The organism is Bacteroides sp. M10 (assembly GCF_014334015.1).
GTDB lineage: Bacteria > Bacteroidota > Bacteroidia > Bacteroidales > Bacteroidaceae > Bacteroides > Bacteroides intestinigallinarum.
In genome coordinates this window covers 3,619,771-3,643,231 of sequence record NZ_CP060488.1, presented here as the reverse complement: position 1 = coordinate 3,643,231, position 23,461 = coordinate 3,619,771, and the positions used below count along the sequence as shown (strand labels likewise).

Here is a 23,461-nt window from a genome sequence, read left to right as displayed (position 1 = left end):
AACCGGAACAGAGGCTCTATTTACAATAAACAGAAGTTCTGTTTATACCGAACAGAGGCTCTACTTCCTACCAATAGAGCCTCTGTTTTGAAACACTAGATTAATATCACTAATACGTCCCGTGCCCCATGTGCTCCCATCACCAATGCCTGTTCAATGTCGGCAGTCTTTGAAGGACCGGAGATGAATGTTCCGAATTGATATTCCTGTCCATCCAGCTCCCGATAAGCATCATACATGGTATTCACGATTTTATTCCGGTCGAGCAGGATAACCAGCTTTTCCGAGATAAAATAAATAGCTTTATATTTCACCGTCTGCGGTATCCAAATGGCTCCGTTCTCGGCAACTCCGATTTCTCCTTTCACTACGGCTACATCGGTGCCATCCAACTCTTTCGGATCATCCAGATTGTCGGGATTGAATGTCGCGCAGGAAATATCCGGCAAGACGGAAGCAATGCGCATAGCATCCGGATAAGTCCGGCGTATTACCGCATTCACATCTTCTCCTTCGCCCAATACCACTGCCGTGCCACCCACTGCACGACTGATTGCACAAAATTGTTCTATCTTGTCAGGATACGACAATCGCTCCATATCCGCAATATCCGGTTTATCATAACGAGTTTGCGTATTCTTGCGAATACTGGCTAATATCTCTTCTCTGCTGCTCATTTGGATTCCTCCTTTCCCTGTACTTTGTTCTTCTTCCACATTTCATTGAACGACTCTTTGGCAAATTCCGGCAGTTCACGCCCTTTTCCCCAATCGTCGAGATCGTTGTATTTCATAAAACGAGGCAGACCGTTCACTACCGGAGCCGCCCACAAAGCAGCATTGAACAATGCCGGACGTTCCATCAGGAACTTCATGCCGCCGGACATAATCTTCTTTCCTGTATTGGCTTTTCCCAGTCCGTCCAAATCCTGACGCCACTTGTAAATCTGTTCGGCCAAATCAACTTGCACCGGACAAACATCAGAGCAGGACATACACAGGGAGCAGGCAGAAAGATTATCATAATATTTCTCCGGATCGTGAGCCATGCCCAGATTAATACCGATAGGTCCGGGAATAAAATAGGTATAAGAGTATCCCCCACTTCGGCGATATACCGGGCAGGTATTCATACACGCACCACAACGGATGCAATTCAGTGTCTTGATATGATCGGGCTTGGAAAGCAATGTACTCCGGCCGTTATCTACGATGATGATATGATATTCACCGCCTTCGCGAGGACGGCGGTAATGGGAAGTGTAGGTGGTCACCGGTTGTCCGGTAGCCGAACGGGCAAGCAATCGGGTGAATACGCCCAGTGCATCCAAATCCGGAACAATCTTTTCCATACCGAAAGCGGCGATGTTCAGCTTCGGGTAGGAAGTACCCATATCGGCGTTTCCCTCATTCGTGCAGACTACAATGTCGCCGGTTGAAGCTACGGCAAAGTTGGCCCCTGTCATAGCGGCTTCGGCATTCAGGAAGAGAGGGCGCAGGTTCTTACGTGCGGCATGAGTCAGGTAGGTAGGGTCGAAGTTTCCTTCCTCGGTTCCCATCTCCTTTTCGAAAAGTTCGCCTACCTGCTCCCGTTTGATGTGGATGGCAGGCAGTACGATGTGACTCGGTTCGAGATGCATCAGTTGCAGGATGCGTTCGCCCAAATCGGACTCTACGACATCAATGCCCCGCTCCATCAGGAAAGGATTCAATCCGCACTCTTCGGCGAGCATGGATTTACTCTTGATGAAATGATGCACATTATGTTCATTCAATATCTCATAGACAATGGCGCAGTATTCATCGGCATCTTTTGCCCAATGCACAATGGCGCCGTTGGCGGTAGCGTTCTTCTCGAACTCCAGCAGAAGTTCTTCGAGGTGACTGTTGGAATATAGTTTCAGTTCGCAAGCCTTGTTGCGCAACTCTTCCCATTCGGGAACTTCCTTGCTCATCTTATCCCTTTTGGCACGGACCATCCAAAGGGTTTCATTATGCCATGCTGCCATCTTGCTGTCCTGCAAGAACTTCTCGGCAGCCTTTGAATGTTTTGTACTCATGATTGCGACGCTAGAATTTCTACAATATGGATAATCTGAATAGGCAGATGCTCCCGTTTGATAACACCTTGCATGTGCATCAGGCAGGAACTGTCCGCTCCGACAATATATTCGGCTCCGGTGGCCATGTGGTCTTTCACCTTATCACGCCCCATGCAGACGGAGACTGCCTGCTCTTCCACGGCAAACATTCCGCCAAAGCCGCAACACTCGTCAATATGGCTGGGTTCGAAAACTTCGATTCCTTCAACCAGATTGAGCAAATCACGCAATTTATTGTAATAAGGAATATTCATCTCGGAGGGAGCGGAAATAAACAGTTCGCGCACCCCATGACAGCTATTATGGATGCTGACCTTATGAGGAAAGCGTGCAGGAATCTTGGAAGGTTTCAATACATCGTGAATAAATTCACAAATATCACAAATCTTTCCCGCAGTCTGACAAACATGTCCTTCTTTCTCTAAGATGCCCGGATGATTCTCTTTCACAAAAGCCACACAACTGGCGGAAGGACCGACTATGTAATCGTACTCCCGGAATAAATCGCCAAAACGGAGCGCCAATTTCACCGATTCATCTTCAAAACCGGCATTTGCCATCGGTTGTCCGCAACAGGTTTGATCCAACGGATAATCGACGTCTACTCCCAAACTTTTCAACAGTTTATACGATGCCACTCCCACATTGGGATATATGGCATTGATATAACAAGGAATAAACAAACCTACTTTCATAACTATATTATGTAATAATTTAAGCTTCCTCCGTATCACCCGTCTATTTTGTTCAACGGATGTCGATTAATTTGTGTGTTTGCAGGCTGAGTCTCCATTTGGGATGTCGCATTACACAGTCCACTGTCAAAGCAGTGTTATTACAAGAACAAGGCTGGAGGAAAAAATGTTCGGCAGGAAGTAGTTCAAAAATACTTATATCTTGTCCTTCATAGACAACTTTCACTTCGTCCATCCGGTCGATTGCCAGTTTTGCCCCTTGTTTGGGTGAGCAGGTCACCCAGTCGATAGATGCCGGTAAGGGGTGTGTACCGTTGGTTTCGATGGTCACATATTTACCGGCCTGATGCAAAAGGTCGATCAATTGGTCGTCTATCCATAAGGAAGGTTCGCCACCTGTGAGGACAACGGTAACGGCTGGATATTTTTTCACTTCGGTGATAATTTCTTCATCGGTCATCATGGTTCCTTCTTCGTGTTGTGTGTCGCAAAAGTCACATTTCAGGTTGCAGCCGGAGAAACGCACGAAGATGGCCGGAGTTCCGGTGTGGTAACCTTCGCCCTGCAAACTGTAAAAGATTTCATTAATCTTTCTCATCGTCATACTTGTTTAATTTGCTACTCTTGTCCTTCTGCGCTGGCGGAATCTTTCTCATAGATGACTATGTTTCCTTCCGATTCCTGCACCTCTACCTTATAGCATTGGGGAATCTGTTTGCACACCCACCGGGCGATATTCTCTGCTGTGGGATTGAACGGAAGTACTTCATTCAGATTTTGATGGTCGAGTTTTTCCATGACCACTTCTTTGATACGAGTGAAATCTACCACCATTCCTTCGGAGTTGAGCCGCATAGAACGGCAATAGACGGTAATAATCCAGTTGTGACCGTGTAAACTGGCGCATTTACTGCGATACGGGAGTACCAGCTTATGAGAAGCCGAGATCTCCATGCGTTTGATTACTGTAAACATGGGTGTATGTATTTTAATAGTTACACGCATCTAATGTCACCTCGATGCAACGACAAAGGTAATATAAAATAGAGTTTTCATTCAGCAAAGAGTGTTATTTTTTCCCTTTTTTTGCACTATCTTTGCCGCATGAAAACTCTGTATATTGTTTTAGGTAGTATCTCCCTTGCACTCGGCATTCTCGGCATCTTTCTGCCGTTACTGCCTACTACCCCTTTTCTGTTACTCACCGCTGCCCTTTATTTCAAAGGGTCTCCCCGACTATATAACTGGCTGCTCAATCATCGGCACTTCGGTCCTTATATCCGCAATTACCGCGAAAACAAGGCGATCCCTCTTCGAGCCAAAGTAATCTCGCTCGTGCTGATGTGGGGAACTATGCTTTATTGCATTTTCTTCCTGATTCCTCTGATATGGGTAAAGATTCTCCTGGGACTGATTGCCGCAGGAGTCACTTATCATATTCTTTCTTTCAAGACATTGAAGTAATGTGATAGTCCCTGTCGGGCATCGGCAAGTTTATCTTCCCAATGTTTCACGGAGTTCTGACCAATAATGTCAGTCACATATTTCACGGAAATAAACGGAATTTCTTTCGAACGGCAAACGAATGCCTGTGCATAGGCTTCCATGTCTACGACATCTCCGCTAACGTGAGTCAATTCTGTCAGAAAGCCATCTCCCGTGTTACAGATTCCTTCTTCTGTCCAGTGCTTGCAATAACCTTTTTCTTCGAGCAAGGCCGATGAATCAATCTCACACTCCAATCCGAACTCTTTCATTTTCTGCATATCACGGTCTACGAACTTGCGGCAGACAAAGATATCTCCTACTTGATGGTTGACTGTTCCGGCACTTCCGATATTGAGTACTAAGTCCGGTTGTACCTGGCGGATTGCCTCTGCCAAATGAAAGGCTGATTTAACTTTACCAATACCTGTACGAACGTAGTAAGGTTCTATATCCGGCCATTTAATCTCCACAAATTCGCCTTGGACGGCGTAGGTTACTAATATTTTCAACATGGGTTTCTTTATATCATAAAATAATTATTCAATGAGATATGCAAAATACTTATATACAATATCTTCAATCGACATTTCATTTTGTTCAAAACGTATTTTGTCCAATGAAGATATTCTTTCTTCTATTGTCTTTTGTCCTCTATATACAGTGGAATCCGTCAATACAATGTGTCGGTTCTTTTGTATCAGGTACAGCTACACCTAATTTCCGTGCGACGGAAGAACGTACTTCCGCAGTATTAATATGATTCCCTCTATTTCTGAAGATGACACAGAAAGATATCCGATAGCTTTGTTTGTCCGAGCTATCGGCTCCGACAAACAAGCAGCATTCCATCTGAACGACGTCCAATTTTCTATTTCATGAATAAACAGATCATTGGTTCTTTCCACAAAAATAGCTATTTAATTGGAGTTATAGTTAAAATTGGAAAATAAGCCGCAGACTTTGCGGCTTATTTCCCAATTTTAACCGCATAACATACGATTATCTATAAAATGCAGTGATTTAATTACTCATCATATCCCAGTCTTTTATATGTGCCATTTTCCAATGAGCCATCTTTTATCTTTAATATATCTTTTGAAAATAAGCACTCCCACACTCGCTTCTGTCCTTTAAGCTTATTTCCATCATCAGAATAAGTTATTTGGATATTAATTTTATCACCTGAAATTTGATAGGTGAACAAATAGTTAGACACAAAGGTAGCCCCGCTAAGAAGCGCGTAATATCCAGTTCCATCACTCTCAAACTTAATGTATTTATGAGTACCCTCTATACCTGTTGACCAGGTTCCTACAATATCTTCCGAATTCAAATCAATCCAATCATCATCATCGGACGAACAACTACTCAATACGATAGGGAAAAACAAAATCATCAAAAATAAAATCTTTTTCATTTCATATAATTATTTAGTTTGTAAATTTTGTCTGTGTTTACTGCGCAAAGGTACGGATTATATCAATATAATATCAAATATTAGAAGATTATGTTTCTACTCCGCGGTGGATATCATATGTAAAACCCGCCACATGTGATTCTCATCAGTGATTTGCATGGCGCAACCCAATCGGTTATCGATCCTACTACCGAAGCCATTCAAATCATCGGACGATTCCGAGGGGGAGTAAATACCGTGACACATATTGCTTCCATCCGCCTGGATCTGGAATGTATGTCAACCAATGAGATTGATAGTTGGATACAAGGCGCTTCCCACATCTTCAACGGATGGAAAACTCAACTGGCACAAACCTCCAATATTGGTGAACGTACTTTGTTGCAGGAAGTTATCGGAGAAAATTCATATCTCCCCTATCTGGATGCGAATGGAAAAACTGATTCGTTTCTAATAGCAAATTTATATAAGAAGGAACAAGTGAAACGACTATACACGTCCACCAATCTGCTTTGTTGTGTCTACCAACAAGCAGAAATAGGGAAAGGATGGAAACACGACAATAGAACAATCAAAATACTGAAGTTCAAATAATTGGCAATAAAATGCAGTTTTCCTTCCGAAAAAAGCAGAAACACCGTATATGTTTCCTGTAAACTTCTCTTATTTCCGGCTATTTTCAGAGATAAGTCATTGATTATAAGATCTGCCACATTTTTGTTTCTCCCCGTATAATACTTAAAAGAAAGACAAAAATGTGGCAGAGAGTTTCTTTAAACGTCCGCGGGCAAACAACGCCAAAACAAGTACGAGGCATACGCCCAATCCCCATATCCACAACAAGAAATCTCCTCCTTCGGTTTTTCCATAAGAATGCAGACCGCTCAAATAGTAGTTCACCCCAAACCAAGTCATTATAACCGAAAGGACGGCAACGACGGAAAGCAGATTAAAACACCAGGTGGTCTTTCCTTCCAGGAGGGGAATAAAGCGGATATGAAGCACTAATGCATAGACAACGATTGAAATCAATGCCCAGGTTTCCTTGGGATCCCATCCCCAATATCTACCCCAGGAGACATTGGCCCAGATAGCTCCAAGAAATGTTCCAGCAGTCATAAAGAACAGACCGAGAATCATTGCCATTTCATTCAGCAGTGTCAGTTCACGGATACGGAACAAGAGTTTCACCCGGTTGGTGGCGGAAAGCAAACTCATCAATACAAGATTAAACAACCCTGTCAGCGCACAAAGAGCAAAAAAGACGTAACCGATCATAATGATAGCGACGTGAGACATCAGCCAATAAGATTGAAGTACCGGAACTAAAGGAGTTATTTCCGGATTCAGGTGATTAAGTCCTGCTACAAAAAGCATGATTCCGCCCAATAGTCCTGCCAATGCGGGAAGAATACGGAATCGGCGGGCAAATAGTAGTCCGCTACCTACCAGCATCCAGGAAGTACATATCATCGACTCGTAAGCATTTGCCCAAGGGGCATGTCCGCAAATATACCAACGTAACAAGACACCTCCCGTATGTATGAGAAAAGCGATTGCCAGAAGAGCAATCAGAATACTGCTAATTTTTCTTCCCCATTTAAAGTCCGCAATAATCTCTCCGCAGGCAATGAAAAGTAGGATACCACCCAAAATCAAGTAAGCCAGACGACACCAGAAAAATAAATCCAATTGATTATAGAGAAGTTCGGCTTTCACTTTCCGGTTATCAATAGCGGGGACTTTAGCTTTTGCTTGTTGGTAGACATTCATCATTTCAACTACCTTGTCTGCTTCCTTCCAGTTGTTGGAACGAACTCCATTTCCTAGCTCATAGATATACCAGTCCATGATTTTAGTTACAAATAGAGAATCTTTCCCATGAAAAGCGCTCAAGTCATCACCCGGTGAATACCATTTTCCCTGCAAATCATTTCCATCCGGAAAAAGCGGTAGCAATTGGTGTTGCATGATGCGATATACGATGTTTACTGATTCATCCAGTTTTAATAAATCCGAGTCCAAACGTTTTCGCTCCGCAGCCGGTTTAGCGTAAATTGTGTTCAGTTCATTCGTCAGGATATAGTTACCGTCTGCATCAAACACATCCTGCCAGGCAATGTATTTGCCATCTCTGCCGAAGCGTTGAAGAAGTTCTTTATTATCAACTTTGATAAAAGGAAAAGCTCCCCATTCATCGGGAAAAGAAAGTAGATTCAAAAAGAATTGATCTGAATGGATGCCATTCAGTTTATCGGCTCCATACAATTTGCGTAAAATGGCAGATGTATAACTGTTGACGGGTTCGAGACGTCCGTTAGGGTTAAGCACCACCAGACTGCCAAACTTTTCGGCATGTAAGGAAGAAACACAAGGTAATTGTGAAGCGACCAGAGATTGTTGTGAAGAGACAGCCGGTTGTTGTGCACGCAATGCCTGCATATTGGAGATGCCGGATAAAGCCAGAAAGAGCAATAAGCAGAAAGGGGTATTCTTTTTCATTTCTCCCAATTCTCTGCGCAATCGCCCGAAACGGGATTTCTTACTGAACAATGTCAAGACAAAACCTACCAGTAAAAGGAAATATCCCGTATATGTAAGCTGCATACCGGGACGGTCATAGCTCACTGATAACACGGTACCTTGTTCGTCAGAATCGAATGAAGACTGGAACAGACGGTAACCATCCACATCAATCACTTTATTCATTCGTATGGTTGCCTGTAAAGGAGATTCATTTTCTCTCTTAATCACCAGGTCACTTTCATAAGACATCGGACTATGAGAACCCGGATAGCGCTGCAACCGGAAATCTTTCAAAGCAACAGAGAAAGGCAGGGAAGCATTTTCCATCCCTGTTCCTTCCTCTTTCATCATGCTATTTGCCGTTTCCCCTTCACGGATATGCATGATACCCGTCACTCCTACATAGTGAGTGACAGCAGCCCCCAACCAGATAAAAAGAAAAGCTCCATGAAAAATCAGACTGCCTTTACTAATTCTCTTAAAATAGTTTCCCTGAAGGAACATAGCCAATAAATTGACTGCCTGTAACAACTGTAGCAGTATAAACCAAGGAGCATAATAAAAAGATTCACGGGCAACGGCAGGACCATAAGAGTTTTCCACTAAAGTGGCTACCGCCAATATCAGGGCATAAAGTCCCGCTAATATGTACATCAATACCGGTGAAGCGATCAGTCGAATCAATTTCATCTGTTTTTCTTTTATAATAAACAATGCTTTTATAAATGAGGCTTTTATAGATAAGCAATTCCTTCAATTTCTACCAGCAATTCCTCTCTGCATACATCCGCATAAAGATATACGATAGGAATGTCCGGACAGAGTTTATCCAAGTCTGCTTTCACAGCTGACGCATCCTCTTCATTCTTGAGATATACACGAAGAAGCCCCAACTTACCGGAATGTTCCGGTAGTTTCTCCCTACCCTCTTCCAAGCCAATCAAATGCTGGATATTTTCAAGAGTGATTTCCGTTTGAGAGAGAACATCTCCGGTCGTTACACTTTCCTCGCCACGGATAGCAGCTGTGCCGGAAATATAAATCACCTCCTGCCGACGGTCGGACAGTGACTTTCCTCTTTCAAATTTAGGTGTTCCCTTCTTCCTATCCGCCCGATGACTAATCAACACCTCATCCGAATAGACATGAGCAGCCCGTTGCCAGTCATTATCTAAAGGAGCAATATCCACTTCTCCACTGACAGCATTGAAATCAATCAGAACGCCGCCATGCTGTGTGCCAATCCCCGTTGCCGCCGGATAACCTGATTCCCACTCCGAAGAAGCATAGAACAGGGTACGCACATCATTGAAATCCTGATAACACTGATTGCCATGTGCAATATCCGTGATATTTTCCAGATAATTCCACTGACGGACAATGTCGCCGAAATTCATCTGTTCCGTCTTTAAGATCTCTTCTGCCTTTCTGAAAGCCTGTTCCGATTGTTCGCGAACAGGAAGATTCAAATCATCTGCGTAAAGTCCCCCTACTATTATTTCCCGATAGTGAGGAGTCATGATCCGCAGGTAGCGGACAGAGGAAGAAGTGATTTGTTCCTCTATGGTGACTGCCTCATCCGTAATTTCCACCAACGAATGTACCTCCAATACCAAGTCTGCTACCAAAGGCTTTTGAGCCACCAGCGAAACAACCGGACGGGGAGAAACGAAATGCCGCTCCACCCATTGTTCCAGAAAGGAACGCTGAAACTTGTATTCCTGATTATCCGTACAGCGTGTAAAGAGTACAAGACGGAGCACCCTCTCTTCGCGGACAGCGGATGAAAGTAATTCCTCCGCCATCTGTTCCCAACTGTTTCCTGTCGTTTTATACAAATTACATGTGATTCGATGATACTTCATACTGCAAATTTCAATGTTTTTTCTGATGATATATACTTTTTAATGATAGGAAGCAACACCTGCCGGAACGTCCATGCTATAGACAGATGACATCGTTTTCAGTCCCGGAGTATTCTCCAAAGAATAAAGCACTTTCTTTTGACGGTCTACCAACAACATGTGTACTTTTTCTTTCGGATTCACATGTCCCGTCCAGTTCGTTATCAGGATGCGTCCATCGGAGAAATACTGAAAACCTCCCAAAAACTTCAACGGTTTTCCAGGGATATCCGCATTCGATAATTCCCAAACAGTCTTTCCGTCTGCCGTTACTTCGATAATTCTCGGATTCTGGTCTTTATCTGCTACGGCAATCAACGTATGCCCATTGGGCAGACGAGTCAGAGAATGCGGTCCGCCGGGAACATCCAGTTTCCACACCTCTTTGCCGTTCGTGTCATATTCCGTCACACATTGCGGTCCGTAATGTGCTACCAGAAAATGCCCGTTATCCAAGCGACGTGCATTACGCATAAATGCAAAACCTTTCTCTTTCACTCCCTCCGGCAGGATGCAGACTTCTTTCACAATCTTACCTTTAGGAGAGATTTCCAGCATACGCCCCGTGGTACATTCACCCACAAACGTATTGCCGTTCTTCAACCGCTGACAGGCAAAGACCGGACTTTTAGACTCGTAATGGAAGATTGTATCATTCTGACGGGTCATTTCGAGTACCCCATGCCCAGTGGTGAAAAGGATATTGCCATTAGGCAATACCCATAAATCATTAGAATCGGGAGCTTTGTGCTGCCATACAATCTGATTGTTTTCCATCACAAAGACGATTCCCTGTGAATAATCTGTTCCTGCAAACGTCCGGGTTTGTGCCAACAGGGATGCAGAGAACAGAAATATCAAAATCGCACTATATATTCTTGTCATAACCAATCATTCAAAATTACAAAGACAATACATATTCCTCCAACTCTTCCAGTTCTTTATCAGAAACAGGCTTATGAGGTCCGTGTACCTTTAACATATCTTTCATCGAATAGCTACGACCGTCATACAAATAAGGAGCCGTACGCCAACATTCGTTCAGAGCAGGAACGTCCATAGCCAGTCCTTTATCAGGTCCGGTAGTCCAATCCACTTTGTACTGCTTCTGATCCGTATAGTATTCTCCGGAATGGCAACTCGCGCAGTTTTCTTCAAATATCTTCTTTCCTCTTTTCGCTTTCGCAGAAAGTTTACCATTCTCAAGATAAGGGCTTGGCAGAGGCTTCAGAGATTTCAGATATTCGTCGATAGATTCGTAGATCTCATCATTTCCCTCCATAAACAGGATATATTTCACTCCCGAACGAACGGCTACTTCGGCATTTTTACGAATACCGGTCGCCATACAAGGCGGAGTTTGATGGGAAAGCAAAAGTGTTTTCGTATTTTTCGGATTACCCATGCCATCATTCAGCAAGTCCCAGTTAAGCCCGTCCATGCGTGCATCATTCGGATGACAGGTTGCACAACTTTGCCAGTTCTGGAAACAAATGGTTGCATCATGGAAGTACATATCTCCCTTACCAACTTTAGTGAAAGCCAATGGAGCACCCAGAATCTGCTTCTGCACATTCTTACCATTCAAATCCATAGACACCAATTCCGACGTATAATAGTTGGCAGTATAAATTTTACCTCCCGTAGCTACGACCGAACGCGGACCTTTTCCCTGTGTAGGAATGAAGTCACGGATGCCATACAAGAATCCCGCATCATTAGGTATATTCCCCCACGCTTTCATGGAAGGAGTAACCATTTCTCCTTGTTTCGCTTTGCCAAGACGTTCATGCAAAGCTATACGATCGATGCGCACCAATTCCTGACTACCGGCAGCAGCTACTATGATCTGCTTATCATCCGGAGTAACAATCACCGACCACGGATTGGCTGCTCCTTTCTGTGGAGTGTCTAAGATGACGGAAGTGAGCCACTTTCTAGCTTTCAAATCAATGATGGATAATGTATTTGTAGCCATCCATCCTCTATCCAGCTGATTGGTAGGCAACTGATAGCGGGAGATTAAATGAGTGACATACGCAAAAGTATGATTCTTATCCACCGCTACCGACTTCACATCCGTAGAACCGTTCGGCAACATAACACGTCCCGAAACCTTTTTCGAAAGTACATCTACCATATCGAGCTGTACTGCAATCGGATAAGCCGTAGAAGGCATTTCCGGCAGATTATTGGCTATCAGCAGACAGGAATCACCTGCAAAGGCAGCCATCGACACTGGTTCGCGACCGACAGCTATTTTTGTTTTCACCTTACGGGTGGCCGGATCAATCTCCCAGAGTTCGTTGTTGAACCGCTGCGTAACCCAAAGAGATTTAGACAACGGATTATACAGAATATCCGAAGGAGTAGCTCCGCTTTTTGTTTTGGATTGTACGGAAAGTTTCTTTCCATCCAGTTCGTACATGGTACCGTAGTTTCCGTCACATACCACCCAGAGTTTACCATTCGCATCCTGCGTCATGGCATTGACAGGGGACGAGAAAGAGACTTTCTTTTCCATTTTCTGTCCGTCGGACGACATCTTGATGAGTTCACAGCCTGCCCTGTTTGTTACAAACAAGGATTTCCCGTTGTCTGCCAGAAACAAACGGTCCGGTGAAACCGTCGTTTCCGCTTCTTGCCAAGACGCACAAAGAAATATAGCAGCCATACCAACAGGTATCAATATCTTCTTTTTCATTTTTTCTCTTGTTTAGTTTGAAGGGATTGAATGTATTGACGAATATTCTCCTGATCTTCCGCACGGGCTGCTTCCCGCTTCTTATCATAATAGTTGTAGAAGTCGAGATCCTTTTGCGACCAGTTGTTCGCTTCACGGTAGTCTCCGATTTGAGGCACAAGCAAATCAATCCAGAGAGCTACTTTTCGTATTTCCTGCGGAGTCAGTTTTGTACCTCCATGTCCGCTTTCCAAACGTTTAATCAGATTGCTCGTGTTGGAGCCTGCAAAATAAGGCGGTAGCAACGTAGGTTCGGACAAAGCACTGATCCAGTTTACTTCCGGATGATGTGCGTTACCTCTCCATGATCCCTCTTCTTTTTTCTGGGTGGCATGAGTCAGGTTCAGATACGAATCCGTATATTTTCTTTTGCTTCGTTTATCCATTACTTTCAATTCGCCTTTCAGGCTCATTGGTTGCTTCACTCCATCGTGACAAGAGATACAATGCTTGTCCCAGATAGGTTGGATTTCTTTCAGGTAACTGAAATTACGTTCGCCCATCTCATCTTCCGGAGCCAATGCCTTGACACCTTTGTTCATTGCCATGGATACCGGATGCCCTGCTACGGGAACCGTGTTCTTATGTTCGTGGCATCCTACACAACTCTGCACTTCATTCGGCTGTAAAGTAGACCAGCTACGCATAGTTTGCACCACACGCCCGTTTTCGTCCAATGCCTGAAAATAAAGCGGTCTGCGTGCAGGAACTTTAAAGAATGCGGAACCGTCAGGATATACTTCCGTCACTCCCAACACTCTCTTCACATCCCAGGCAGCATTGCCCACTCCTACCGGAGAACTCATGATAGCTCCTCCACCTTTATCATTACCGTTCACTTCACCTACACCTGCTGCACGAAACTGGATTTCCACCACACGCAACTGTTTGATAGTTCCAGGTTTCACACCTTTCAATCCATTACCCTCGTAGATATTCTGCATATAATATACGCCTTCATTCTTTGTATAATCTACCGAAGATGAACGGCGGAACGGACGTTTACGGGGAGCGACCAACACAGGCTGGTTGCAGGATATACGTGCATCGGATACGAGTAATTCACGTTCTCCGTCCGCATTCATCCAATAAACGCCAAATTCCATCGGATGTCCGACGTAATAACCCAACGGAGTATACGATATTAAAAATTCCGTCTCGCTCAATGGAAAAGGATGCTGGAACTGATCGGTAAACTTTCCATAACCGTCAATGCGTTCCGGTTCCGGTTTATGAACCGGAGCTACGAACATAACACCTTCATTCTCATCACGCCCGGCTTCGGGATCTATAATACCCAGTTTGCCATGTTGAGGAGTATGGTGACCCATAAAAACTGCCATCAACTTACGAGTGCCGGGAATCTGGCGAATCTGTGCCACCGTTGTCGGGAACCAGCTGTTCATTCCGTAATATTCAGCCTGTCCTGTTCCATCGGGATTCATCTGGAACAAAGGCTGTGCCCATACCTGGCCACGGTCATTGTAATCCCAACGAGTATAGACCACCCGACCGTCATCCAACAAAGTCGGTGTCACCGTATGCACCTGGTCGAAACCAACCTGACGCATATAACGCCCCTCCCTGTCGCAGAGATACATATTGCTGACTTCCGTAAACCAGCAGTCTACCGTACTTCCGCAACGGGTAGAGTTGAACAGGATATTGTCATCGGGCAAGTAAATACCTTCAATGTCGGCATGTCCTTTTCCGAAAGTCAACTGCTTGATTTCCCGTGTCTTTAAATCCATTTCATACAGATGGAAGTCGTCTTCCTTGGGGGATTTCTTCCAGGAAAAAAGCAGATGCTGACCATCAAAATGAAGATTCGGATCACGCACTACTCCTTCTTCATCTGTCAGCATGGTTTCTACTTCCGCCCAAATTCCATTCATCTTCAATTTCGCCAACGCACCGCCCGCAATGTAGTTGCATTCAGCACGGGCATCCGACACCCCTTCGGTATAAGCAAAGAAAGAGGGACGCAACGTTCTGTACTTTGTGAAAACAATCTCCGGTTTATCTGCAGTGAAGGCTTCCAAACGCTTGATACGTCTTTGTTCACACGCTTTCAGATAAGACAGGAAAGCCGATTCGATGCTTTCCGGAGCATTAGTCACGGCAGCTTTGATGTTCAGTTTCTGTAAACGCACGGAAAGCTCCTGATTAAAACTCTTATTAAACCAGTCTACATCACCCGTTGTTCCATCCTGTAGCCACCAATCGTAATAGACCGGATAGGCACGCGTCAATCTCCGGTGCACGGCTTTTATCTTGTTTTCTGTTTCTTCCTGATTACCTTTCTGTTTTATCGCCTGAATTTCCGCGTACTTCTTCTGAATCTCGACGATAAAACCTTTCGCGTCGGTAGGCTGAAGGGAAGTGTCTTTCGTCTGCCATGCTACGATGGAGAGAAACACACAGCATGCCATCCCACACTTCAACAGCTTCATTAATTTCGATCTTATCATTTTATCTTCTTATTTACCTTAAATTTACCTTCCTGAAAAAAGAACGATTACAAACCTTTCTTCAGCTCCTTATAGGATTCCACAATCTGAATACCGCTTGATGTACCGATACGGGTAGCGCCCGCCTGAATCAATGCCAACGCAGAATCCAGATCACGAATACCACCTGCTGCTTTCACTCCGATAGTAGGTCCTACCACACGACGCATCAATGCTACATCATGCACTGTTGCTCCTGCTGTACCGAATCCGGTAGAGGTTTTCACAAAATCCACTCCGGCTTCTTTAGCTATACGACATACGGTTTCTTTCTCTTCATCCGTCAGATAGCAAGTTTCAAGAATGACCTTACAGATCACACCGGCAGGTTTGCAGATAGAAACCATGTCTTCAATCTCTTTCTTTACGATTTCAGTCTGTCCTTTCTGTAAAGCACGAACATTGATGACTGTATCTATTTCAGTAGCACCTTTGGCAATGGCATCACGGGTTTCAAATGCTTTGCACTCTACTGTGTTCTGTCCCAACGGAAAACCGATAGCGGCTCCTACACGTACTCCCGATCCTTCAAGCAACTTCACACAAGTTTCTACTTCCGCAGGATTGATGGCTACCATCGCAAACTGATACTGACGGGCTTCCGCACAAAGTTTCTCAATAGGCGATGCATCACCGAAAGGTTTCAGGAATGTATGGTCGATCATACCTGCCAACTGTTCTACTGATAATTCTGCAATCACTTCGTTTATATTCTTCTTTTCCATTATTTTGAGTCGTTTAATAAGTTATTATAAATATGCTGTTTCTTAAAAAGTCAATACGCATTTCAATACTTCACCCCGTTTCACGGCAGCAAAGGCTTCTTCTATTTCTTCTATCGCAAAGCGATGCGTGATAAAGTCGGATGCAGAAAGTCTGCCCTCTTCAATCCATTGTGCCAATGTGGTCATTGCCGCCTTTTCTTCGGAACGGGTAGGCCATTGATGCATGTGCAGGTCGAAGTTATAAGGAGCTTTCGATAAGTCGAAAGTTGGATTCTTAGTCATGACGCCATAAACACAAACATCTCCACCCATCTTCACTAATGGTAATACGGAATTTACGACTACATCCAGTCCTACCGCATCAATGACAGCATCATAAGAGCGATTAGCCGCGGCAATAAATTCCGGAGTACTAATTTCGGCGGGTGTATATCCATTGTCTGCTCCCATCCGACGGGCTACTTCCAGTTTAGCGGGAAGCATATCGACAATATCAATCTGTCCCAGACCGAACAATTTACCCAACTTCACAAAGCTCAATCCTACAGGACCGGAGCCTACTACGATCACCTTTTTCCCCGGAGTCAGATTGAAATCCTTGAAAGCTCCCAACACTTCGCGCCAGGTACAAGAGATAACTGCTTCTTCCGGTTGCACATGTGAAGGGACTGTGTTCTGAATCTCAAAACTGTCCCAGCATCCCTGTTCGGGTGTAGCCAGTCCCTCTTCTTTCAGTACTTCAAAGTCATTCACTACTACATATTCGCTGAAACCACCCCAGCCGCTGTCGACACCTTGCGCACCAAAATCGGAAATAAGACCACCAATAGCACGGTCGCCTACCTTAAAATTACGTACTTTTTCACCGACAGCTACTACAATTCCGGCATTCTCATGTCCCAAAGCCAACGGATAAGTATCCACTCCGGGAAATTTTCCGGCTATCAGTTTACTGTCAGTCGCATTACACAAAGCAACCATTTCCGTTTTCACCAATGCCTGATAAGCATTGATAACAGGAGTTTCCACCTGTCGTATTTCAATTTTGCCGGGAGCCGGCACTATTACTGTTTTCATTTGATTATTAGGTTTTATATAGAATCTAGTTCAGTTTTTGCAATTTCAGTATACATATCGCACAAAGCGTGATAAGCTTTATCAAAAACAGGCATCCAAGCCTCATACTTCTTCACGTTTTCCTGAATCGGCTGCACAGTCTGTTCGATACGGACAAAGCGGTCTATCACAGAGAAGTCTTTAAAGACTCCCGCACCGATACCTGCCAGAATAGCCGCTCCCATCGAAGTAGCCTCTTCCAGATAATTAGGTACACGGATTTCTGCCTGATAAATGTCTGCCATCATCTGGCGCCATACAGGATTCTGCGCGCATCCTCCAATCACCGTCACCTGGTCGATGGGAACGTGTTTGCGGAAGATATTGACGATAAATCCCAGATTGAGGGTAACTCCCTCCATCACAGCACGTAGCATATCACCATGTGTATGCCCCAGCGTCAGACCGATAAATGCTCCTTTGGCGTCTACATTCCAACGGGGAGTACGTTCACCAAGCATATAAGGTAGGAATAGGAGTTTATTGGCTCCTATCGGAGAGGAAAGAATCTGTTCGTCAATCAGTTCGAACACGCTACGTCCGAGTTGAGTAGCCAATGCCTGCTCGTGCTGGCAGAGTTGGTTAATCATCCAGTTGTAGGAAGAGCCTGCCGCCTGCATCGTTCCCGACGGATGCAGCATGCCCGGCACTACGTGCGCCCAGTTCATGGTGCGGCGTTGTTCGTCTACAATCGGCTTTTCTACTGTCAGAGCTACCCAGGAGGAAGAACCCAGATAGTTGTATGCGCTACCCGGAGCCACACAGCCGACGCCTACTCCGGCACAACTACCATCGCCTCCACCACAGATTACGGGTGTTCCGGCAAGCAGTCCTGTTTCACGGGCAGCTTCGTTGGTCACTTCACCGATCACGTCGATAGATGAACGGACTTCCGGGAATAGGGAAAGATCGAGTCCGGCAGCTTCTATGATTTCTTCACTCCATTGCCAACGGTTCAGGTCGTATGCATTGGTACCCGAAGCATCCGAGGGATCAGTGGCTAGAGTACCGCAGAGACGGAAATTGATATAATCCTTGGCATTCAACATCTTGGCTGTCTGTGCAAAGATTTCCGGTTCGTGTTTCTTTACCCACATCAATTTCTCAATGGAATAGGAAGCGCTGATTCGGTGTCCCGTGATTTCATAGAAATGAAGCGGGTCTATCTTTTCGGAAAGAATAGTCTCTTCTTCCTGCGAACGCTGGTCGCAATAAAGCATGTGAGGACGAAGCGGGTGACCGTTTTTATCCACACAAAGACAACCCATCATTTGTCCGCTAAGTGCCACACCGGCAATATCATTGGGAGATACCAGTTTGAGAAGTGCCTGCGTGGTATCTACAATCGCTTTCCACCAATGGAGCGGATTCTGTTCCGCCCGATTGCCGGAAGCGTAATCTGTAGGGTATGCGGCTGTACGTGAAGCAATCAGTAATCCCGATTCATCGAATAAGGTTGCTTTGTTGCCGCTGGTACCCAAGTCATGTGCTAATATATACATAATCTCTTTTTCTTTTTCAATTAATAGGATCAGAGTGCCGCATTCGTGTATCCGGTAAGTCCGACGAAAATACCACCTACGATACCTCCGAGGATAATCACCAGCCAACGGGGGAAGGCTTCTTTCAGCAGTCCGCCGCGTGTCCCTTTCGGTGCGCAAAGTACGTCGGCCAGAATGAAGCCCATCGCAATCGCCCATCCCATATCTACCCAAGGAGCACTACCCCGATTTCCCTGATGAATCAGGCAGAATTGCATTGGCAGACCGTCGGCGTCATTCAACAGTCCGGTGGAGAAACCAAAGCCGGGCAGTTTGTGATTGACCACCCAAAAAGTACCGATAATAAGAGCAGCTGCCATAAATCCACCTATCGGACCAAAGTCCTTTACTAATTTAGGCCAACTCATCAACACGGTAAAGGTGACGGCAAAAGCTCCGAAAATAGATGTGATGATTCCGGCATGATACATGCCAAAGAATTCATTATAGGTCTGTAACCATTCGCTCATTGTTCTTTCCTCCTTAATTTATCTTCCGGGCACAATCGCACGAACGGATTTTCCATACTAATATTCCTGCCAAGGCACCTCCTATCAGACAACAGATTAAGGTAGGTACTGCATAAAAGAAGTTAGTGATATCGCCTTGAAAGCGGACAATTCCCCAGGCAATTCCGGCAGAGCCGATACACCAGCCCTGATCCAGCCATATTTTTCCCGGAGGATTCAGAATAGCTCCATGATAATGGTTCATATACCACATAATGCCGATAATCAGTGTGGCCGCCAACCAGCCTCCCATCAGACCGTATGTCTTCCAAAGTTCCGGCCAAATGCCAAAAGCAAATCCACCACAGATGGCAGAGCCGGCAAAGGTCGATAGATATTGTTTCATATAATTGATAATGTGTTTTTAGGTTTATAATAGTAGTTCGGGGTTGTTTATTTATTCTAAAGACAACTTAGCCAATGTGAAAGGCTTGTCATGTTTCGTGTTTACCTTATCCGGTCCGGTCACCAAATCGAAGCAGGACACAATCACTTGTCCGTTCCATACGATAGGTTCGCCCGGCTGATCCAGACCTCCGTCACTTCCGTCGCAGTCAGGGCTTTGAGCAATACGCTGAATTTTTCCGTCTTTATCAATGCGTGCAACTGCATTCGCCGAGAAATCCGCTACCCAGATATTACCTTTATCGTCTATACACATTCCGTCCGTGGTACGCAACTGGGTGGTATCTTTTGCCCATACGTCATTAGTAAGTACATTCCCTTCCACATCCATCTTTATGCGGTGAACAGCGCCGTCACCGAAGTTTCCTACAAAGAGGTCGCCCGCTTCGTTGAAAACAATTCCATCCAGTCCGTATTGTACTTCTGGGTTCTTTGTGATAACGGTAGTAATAAGGTTTTTATCTTCTAATGTATTAGTCACTGCCACATCACGGTCATTCATATCAAAGCAATATACCCCGCTGACCAACAATCCCGAAGGATCTTTTATCTGCGATAATGAACTCTGGGTGACGTACAGTTTCCCGTTGCGGATACGCAGACCGTTAGGATGCTCCATACCGGATGCCACAGTGATTGTTTCTTTTAATTGGTCGTTTTCAAACTTCAGACGAAGAACACGTCCTTTATTCTGTGCTTTCTCTGCTCCACTCCAACCTTGATTGTCGCAAATAAACAGATCACCCTCTTCATTAAAGGCAATCCCCATCGGAGAAGCCCAGCCGGTTTCTTCCAATACCGGAACATCCATCCATTTCGTAATCTCGCCATTTTTGGTGATGCGCATCAGACAAGCAGGCTGTGTGATATCTGCAAAATTCGGACAGGCCAGAATCAAATCTCCATTAGGAGCGATAGCCATTCCGTCCGGTGTCGGACAACAATCCGGTAAATTTGCAAACAATTCGCACTTCTGCGGAAGAGCATTCTCACCACCTTTTTGTTTCGGAGAAGTACATTGAATACAAGTTGCTCCCATCAAAGAAGCTGCCACAAGAGATAGTAAATAATACTTTTTCATGGTTAGATAATACAAATATTTATGTTTATAATATGAGTCCGTTAGTTTGGTACGCAAACATACTGGTATTTATCAGCAAAGAAGGAAAATGACAAATCAATAAAGGACAAAAATTGTTCAAAATGCTATTAAAAGAGCCGGTTTGAGCTGTAAATAGAGAGAAGGAACAAAATATGGAAAGGCTGAAAACAGAATATGAAAGGATTGAAACCCCTTTCATATATACCTTATATTATAAAAGCAGTCGGCACTTACTTCCTATGCAATACTCTACTTTCCCCTCCGTTCATGGCTAATTTAGGCTAAAAAGAACATTTTCTCATAAAAAGTTTTTGTAATATCAGAGTTAATCGTATTTTTGTGTACAATTTTGGTGTAGTGATGACAGAAGAAGAAAAAAAGTTATTGAATTCCTTTGAAACGCAACTCCGGCATTTGATTTATTTGCACGATGAACTAAAGCGTGAAAATGCCGAATTGAAAAAGCTTCTCGATAATGAAAAGCTAAAAAACGAGAAGGTACAAGCTCAATACGATGAATTGGAAGTCAGCTATACAAACCTAAAAACAGCTACGGCAATCAGCCTTAACGGCAGCGACGTAAAAGAGACGAAGCTGCGATTGTCAAAATTAGTGCGTGAAGTCGATAAATGCATCGCTTTGTTGAATGAATAAGAAGAAGATGTATGAACGATAAAATAAAGATAAACCTGCAGATAGCAGATTCAAACTATCCGTTAACCATCAACCGTGAGGAAGAACAAATGGTACGGGAAGCCGCCAAGCAGGTAAATGTCAGGCTTAATAAGTACCGGGAGGTTTATAAGAACCTGGAACCGGAGAAAATTATTGCCATGGTAGCCTATCAGTTCTCATTAGAGAGACTGCAATTGATGCAACGTAATGATACCAGCCCCTATGTGGAGAAGGTAAAAGAACTGACAGAATTGCTGGAGGATTATTTTAAGGAGGAATAAATCCCGACCGGCTATTCACTGATAAGAGATAAAACAACCACGCACTGCACAATATCCAAGCAAAGATACATGCTTTGATATTTGGCGGTGCGTTTTTATTTATATACTTAAATTAAATGTAGAATGATAGCAATAATAGCAACAGCAATTGCTTGCTTCATCGTAGGAGGAATCCTTTCATATATACTATTCCGGTATGTACTGAAATCCAAATACGATAATGTCCTGAAAGAAGCAGAGACAGAAGCGGAAGTAATTAAGAAAAACAAGCTGCTGGAAGTGAAGGAGAAATTCCTGAATAAAAAAGCAGATCTTGAAAAAGAGGTAGCATTGCGGAATCAGAAGATTCAGCAAGCGGAAAACAAACTGAAACAACGCGAAATGGTTCTTAGCCAGCGTCAGGAAGAAATCCAACGCAAAAAGATGGAAGCCGAAGCGGTAAAAGAGAACCTGGAAGCGCAACTTGTCATTGTTGATAAGAAAAAAGATGAACTCGATAAACTGCAACAGCAGGAAATCGATAAACTGGAAGCAATCTCCGGATTGTCTGCCGAAGAGGCCAAAGAACGTCTGGTAGAATCACTGAAAGAAGAAGCTAAAACACAGGCACAATCATTCATTAATGACATTATGGATGATGCTAAGTTAACTGCCAGCAAAGAAGCGAAACGTATCGTTATCCAGTCTATCCAACGGGTAGCTACGGAAACTGCCATCGAGAACTCTGTTACGGTATTCCATATTGAATCAGATGAAATCAAAGGACGTATTATCGGACGTGAAGGACGTAACATCCGTGCTTTGGAAGCTGCTACCGGCGTTGAAATCGTTGTTGACGACACTCCGGAAGCTATTGTTCTTTCTGCCTTCGACCCGGTTCGCCGTGAAATTGCCCGTTTGGCACTGCATCAGCTTGTGACCGACGGACGTATCCATCCGGCTCGTATCGAGGAAGTGGTGGCTAAAGTTCGCAAACAGGTGGAAGAAGAAATTATCGAAACCGGTAAACGTACAACCATCGACTTGGGTATCCACGGTCTGCATCCTGAATTGATCCGTATCATCGGTAAGATGAAATATCGTTCTTCTTATGGTCAGAACTTGTTGCAGCATGCACGTGAAACAGCCAATCTTTGTGCTGTGATGGCATCTGAACTGGGATTGAACCCGAAGAAAGCGAAACGTGCAGGTTTGCTGCATGATATCGGTAAAGTGCCTGATGAAGAACCGGAATTGCCGCATGCATTGCTGGGTATGAAACTTGCCGAGAAGTACAAAGAAAAACCGGATATTTGCAACGCTATCGGTGCTCACCACGACGAAACGGAAATGACCAGCTTGCTGGCTCCTATCGTACAGGTATGTGACGCCATCTCCGGTGCACGTCCGGGTGCACGCCGCGAAATCGTAGAGGCTTACATCAAGCGTCTGAACGATCTCGAACAACTGGCTATGGCTTATCCGGGTGTAACAAAGACTTATGCTATCCAGGCAGGGCGCGAACTCCGCGTTATCGTTGGTGCGGATAAGATTGACGACAAGCAGACAGAAAGCCTGTCAGGCGAAATCGCTAAGAAGATCCAGGATGAAATGACTTATCCGGGACAAGTGAAGATTACCGTCATTCGTGAAACACGTGCGGTTAGTTTCGCTAAATAAAGAAACCATTCAAAAGAAGATTCATATAAGGGCGAAGAAATTCGCCCTTTTTTAGTATACGACT

23 protein-coding genes are annotated in these 23,461 nt (G+C 44.4%); 5 read left to right on the top strand and 18 right to left on the bottom strand.

The genetic code is table 11. The annotated features are described in order from the left end of the window. Nucleotides 1–95: 95 nt before the first annotated feature. From H8796_RS12845 to H8796_RS12825, 5 genes are read right to left on the bottom strand one after another with little or no spacing between them, the layout of a single operon-like run. Nucleotides 96–677: an LUD domain-containing protein gene (locus H8796_RS12845; RefSeq protein WP_004301943.1), complete on the bottom strand. Its 582-nt coding sequence runs from the start codon at nucleotides 675–677 to the stop codon at nucleotides 96–98. Further along, nucleotides 674–2,059 (bottom strand): lactate utilization protein B, encoded by a 1,386-nt coding sequence (locus H8796_RS12840; RefSeq protein WP_117936634.1) that lies wholly within the window; start codon nucleotides 2,057–2,059, stop codon nucleotides 674–676. Before H8796_RS12840 ends, H8796_RS12845 begins: the two co-directional genes overlap by 4 nt. After that, nucleotides 2,056–2,796: a (Fe-S)-binding protein gene (locus H8796_RS12835; RefSeq protein ID WP_117936632.1), complete on the bottom strand. Its 741-nt coding sequence runs from the start codon at nucleotides 2,794–2,796 to the stop codon at nucleotides 2,056–2,058. The genes H8796_RS12840 and H8796_RS12835 overlap by 4 nt, the downstream gene beginning before the upstream one ends. Nucleotides 2,797–2,848: 52 nt before the next feature. Next, the gene (locus H8796_RS12830) at nucleotides 2,849–3,394 is read right to left on the bottom strand and encodes a radical SAM protein (RefSeq protein WP_117936630.1); all 546 of its coding nucleotides are present in this window, start codon (nucleotides 3,392–3,394) and stop codon (nucleotides 2,849–2,851) included. 20 nt (nucleotides 3,395–3,414) lie between these two features. Next, on the bottom strand, nucleotides 3,415–3,771 hold the full coding sequence (locus tag H8796_RS12825) for a 6-carboxytetrahydropterin synthase (RefSeq protein ID WP_117936628.1): 357 nt from the start codon (nucleotides 3,769–3,771) through the stop codon (nucleotides 3,415–3,417). Nucleotides 3,772–3,900: 129 nt separating this feature from the next. On the opposite strand from H8796_RS12825, the gene H8796_RS12820 reads away from it, so the two are divergent. Beyond that, the gene (locus H8796_RS12820; RefSeq protein ID WP_004301938.1) at nucleotides 3,901–4,260 is read left to right on the top strand and encodes a YbaN family protein; all 360 of its coding nucleotides are present in this window, start codon (nucleotides 3,901–3,903) and stop codon (nucleotides 4,258–4,260) included. On the opposite strand, the gene H8796_RS12815 is transcribed toward H8796_RS12820, so the two are convergent. Together H8796_RS12815 and H8796_RS12810 are read right to left on the bottom strand one after the other, a co-directional pair. Next, nucleotides 4,230–4,796 carry a nucleosidase gene (locus H8796_RS12815; RefSeq protein WP_117936626.1) on the bottom strand — a complete coding sequence of 189 codons (567 nt, stop codon included), beginning with the start codon at nucleotides 4,794–4,796 and terminating at the stop codon, nucleotides 4,230–4,232. The genes H8796_RS12820 and H8796_RS12815 overlap by 31 nt on opposite strands. Nucleotides 4,797–5,308: 512 nt before the next feature. Continuing rightward, on the bottom strand, nucleotides 5,309–5,701 hold the full coding sequence (locus H8796_RS12810) for a DUF5640 domain-containing protein (RefSeq protein ID WP_147340118.1): 393 nt from the start codon (nucleotides 5,699–5,701) through the stop codon (nucleotides 5,309–5,311). Between the two features lie 135 nt (nucleotides 5,702–5,836). On the opposite strand from H8796_RS12810, the gene H8796_RS12805 reads away from it, so the two are divergent. Continuing rightward, nucleotides 5,837–6,295, top strand: a complete 459-nt coding sequence (locus H8796_RS12805) for a hypothetical protein (RefSeq protein ID WP_233530400.1) — start codon at nucleotides 5,837–5,839, stop codon at nucleotides 6,293–6,295. A 144-nt stretch (nucleotides 6,296–6,439) separates the two neighbouring features. Here H8796_RS12805 and ccsA read toward each other — a convergent pair whose 3' ends face one another. The 11 genes from ccsA to H8796_RS12750 are packed head-to-tail and all read right to left on the bottom strand — an operon-like array spanning nucleotide 6,440 to nucleotide 20,761. Continuing rightward, a complete protein-coding gene (gene ccsA / locus H8796_RS12800; protein WP_117936623.1) occupies nucleotides 6,440–8,917 on the bottom strand; it encodes a cytochrome c biogenesis protein CcsA in 2,478 nt (825 codons plus the stop codon). Between the two features lie 44 nt (nucleotides 8,918–8,961). Next, entirely contained in the window at nucleotides 8,962–10,092 is a 1,131-nt protein-coding gene (locus H8796_RS12795) for a PTS cellobiose transporter subunit IIC (RefSeq protein WP_074638560.1), read from the bottom strand. Between the two features lie 39 nt (nucleotides 10,093–10,131). Further along, nucleotides 10,132–11,016, bottom strand: coding sequence for an aryl-sulfate sulfotransferase (locus tag H8796_RS12790; protein WP_117936621.1), 885 nt, complete (start codon nucleotides 11,014–11,016; stop codon nucleotides 10,132–10,134). A gap of 16 nt (nucleotides 11,017–11,032) precedes the next feature. Continuing rightward, nucleotides 11,033–12,835, bottom strand: a complete 1,803-nt coding sequence (locus H8796_RS12785; RefSeq protein WP_009000617.1) for a c-type cytochrome — start codon at nucleotides 12,833–12,835, stop codon at nucleotides 11,033–11,035. Next, entirely contained in the window at nucleotides 12,832–15,345 is a 2,514-nt protein-coding gene (locus H8796_RS12780) for a hypothetical protein (protein ID WP_117936619.1), read from the bottom strand. The genes H8796_RS12785 and H8796_RS12780 overlap by 4 nt, the downstream gene beginning before the upstream one ends. A 47-nt stretch (nucleotides 15,346–15,392) precedes the next feature. After that, nucleotides 15,393–16,109: a deoxyribose-phosphate aldolase gene (gene deoC / locus H8796_RS12775; protein WP_009000615.1), complete on the bottom strand. Its 717-nt coding sequence runs from the start codon at nucleotides 16,107–16,109 to the stop codon at nucleotides 15,393–15,395. Between the two features lie 42 nt (nucleotides 16,110–16,151). Beyond that, entirely contained in the window at nucleotides 16,152–17,186 is a 1,035-nt protein-coding gene (locus H8796_RS12770; RefSeq protein ID WP_009000614.1) for a zinc-binding dehydrogenase, read from the bottom strand. A gap of 14 nt (nucleotides 17,187–17,200) precedes the next feature. Then, the gene (gene xylB / locus H8796_RS12765) at nucleotides 17,201–18,727 is read right to left on the bottom strand and encodes a xylulokinase (RefSeq protein WP_117936617.1); all 1,527 of its coding nucleotides are present in this window, start codon (nucleotides 18,725–18,727) and stop codon (nucleotides 17,201–17,203) included. Nucleotides 18,728–18,756: 29 nt separating this feature from the next. Beyond that, nucleotides 18,757–19,236, bottom strand: coding sequence for a hypothetical protein (locus H8796_RS12760; RefSeq protein WP_004325052.1), 480 nt, complete (start codon nucleotides 19,234–19,236; stop codon nucleotides 18,757–18,759). Nucleotides 19,237–19,249: 13 nt separating this feature from the next. Then, nucleotides 19,250–19,621, bottom strand: coding sequence for a hypothetical protein (locus H8796_RS12755; protein WP_004325051.1), 372 nt, complete (start codon nucleotides 19,619–19,621; stop codon nucleotides 19,250–19,252). A 51-nt stretch (nucleotides 19,622–19,672) separates the two neighbouring features. Beyond that, the gene (locus tag H8796_RS12750) at nucleotides 19,673–20,761 is read right to left on the bottom strand and encodes an SMP-30/gluconolactonase/LRE family protein (RefSeq protein WP_117936615.1); all 1,089 of its coding nucleotides are present in this window, start codon (nucleotides 20,759–20,761) and stop codon (nucleotides 19,673–19,675) included. Nucleotides 20,762–21,142: 381 nt separating this feature from the next. Here H8796_RS12750 and H8796_RS12745 point away from each other — a divergent pair, with 381 nt between their 5' ends. From H8796_RS12745 to rny, 3 genes are all read left to right on the top strand, one after another. Beyond that, nucleotides 21,143–21,436 (top strand): hypothetical protein, encoded by a 294-nt coding sequence (locus tag H8796_RS12745; RefSeq protein ID WP_004301932.1) that lies wholly within the window; start codon nucleotides 21,143–21,145, stop codon nucleotides 21,434–21,436. A gap of 11 nt (nucleotides 21,437–21,447) precedes the next feature. Beyond that, complete coding sequence (locus H8796_RS12740; protein WP_004301931.1) at nucleotides 21,448–21,738, top strand: cell division protein ZapA; 291 nt, start codon at nucleotides 21,448–21,450, stop codon at nucleotides 21,736–21,738. A 123-nt stretch (nucleotides 21,739–21,861) separates the two neighbouring features. Continuing rightward, complete coding sequence (gene rny, locus H8796_RS12735; RefSeq protein WP_004301930.1) at nucleotides 21,862–23,397, top strand: ribonuclease Y; 1,536 nt, start codon at nucleotides 21,862–21,864, stop codon at nucleotides 23,395–23,397. The last annotated feature ends 64 nt before the right edge of the window (nucleotides 23,398–23,461 follow it).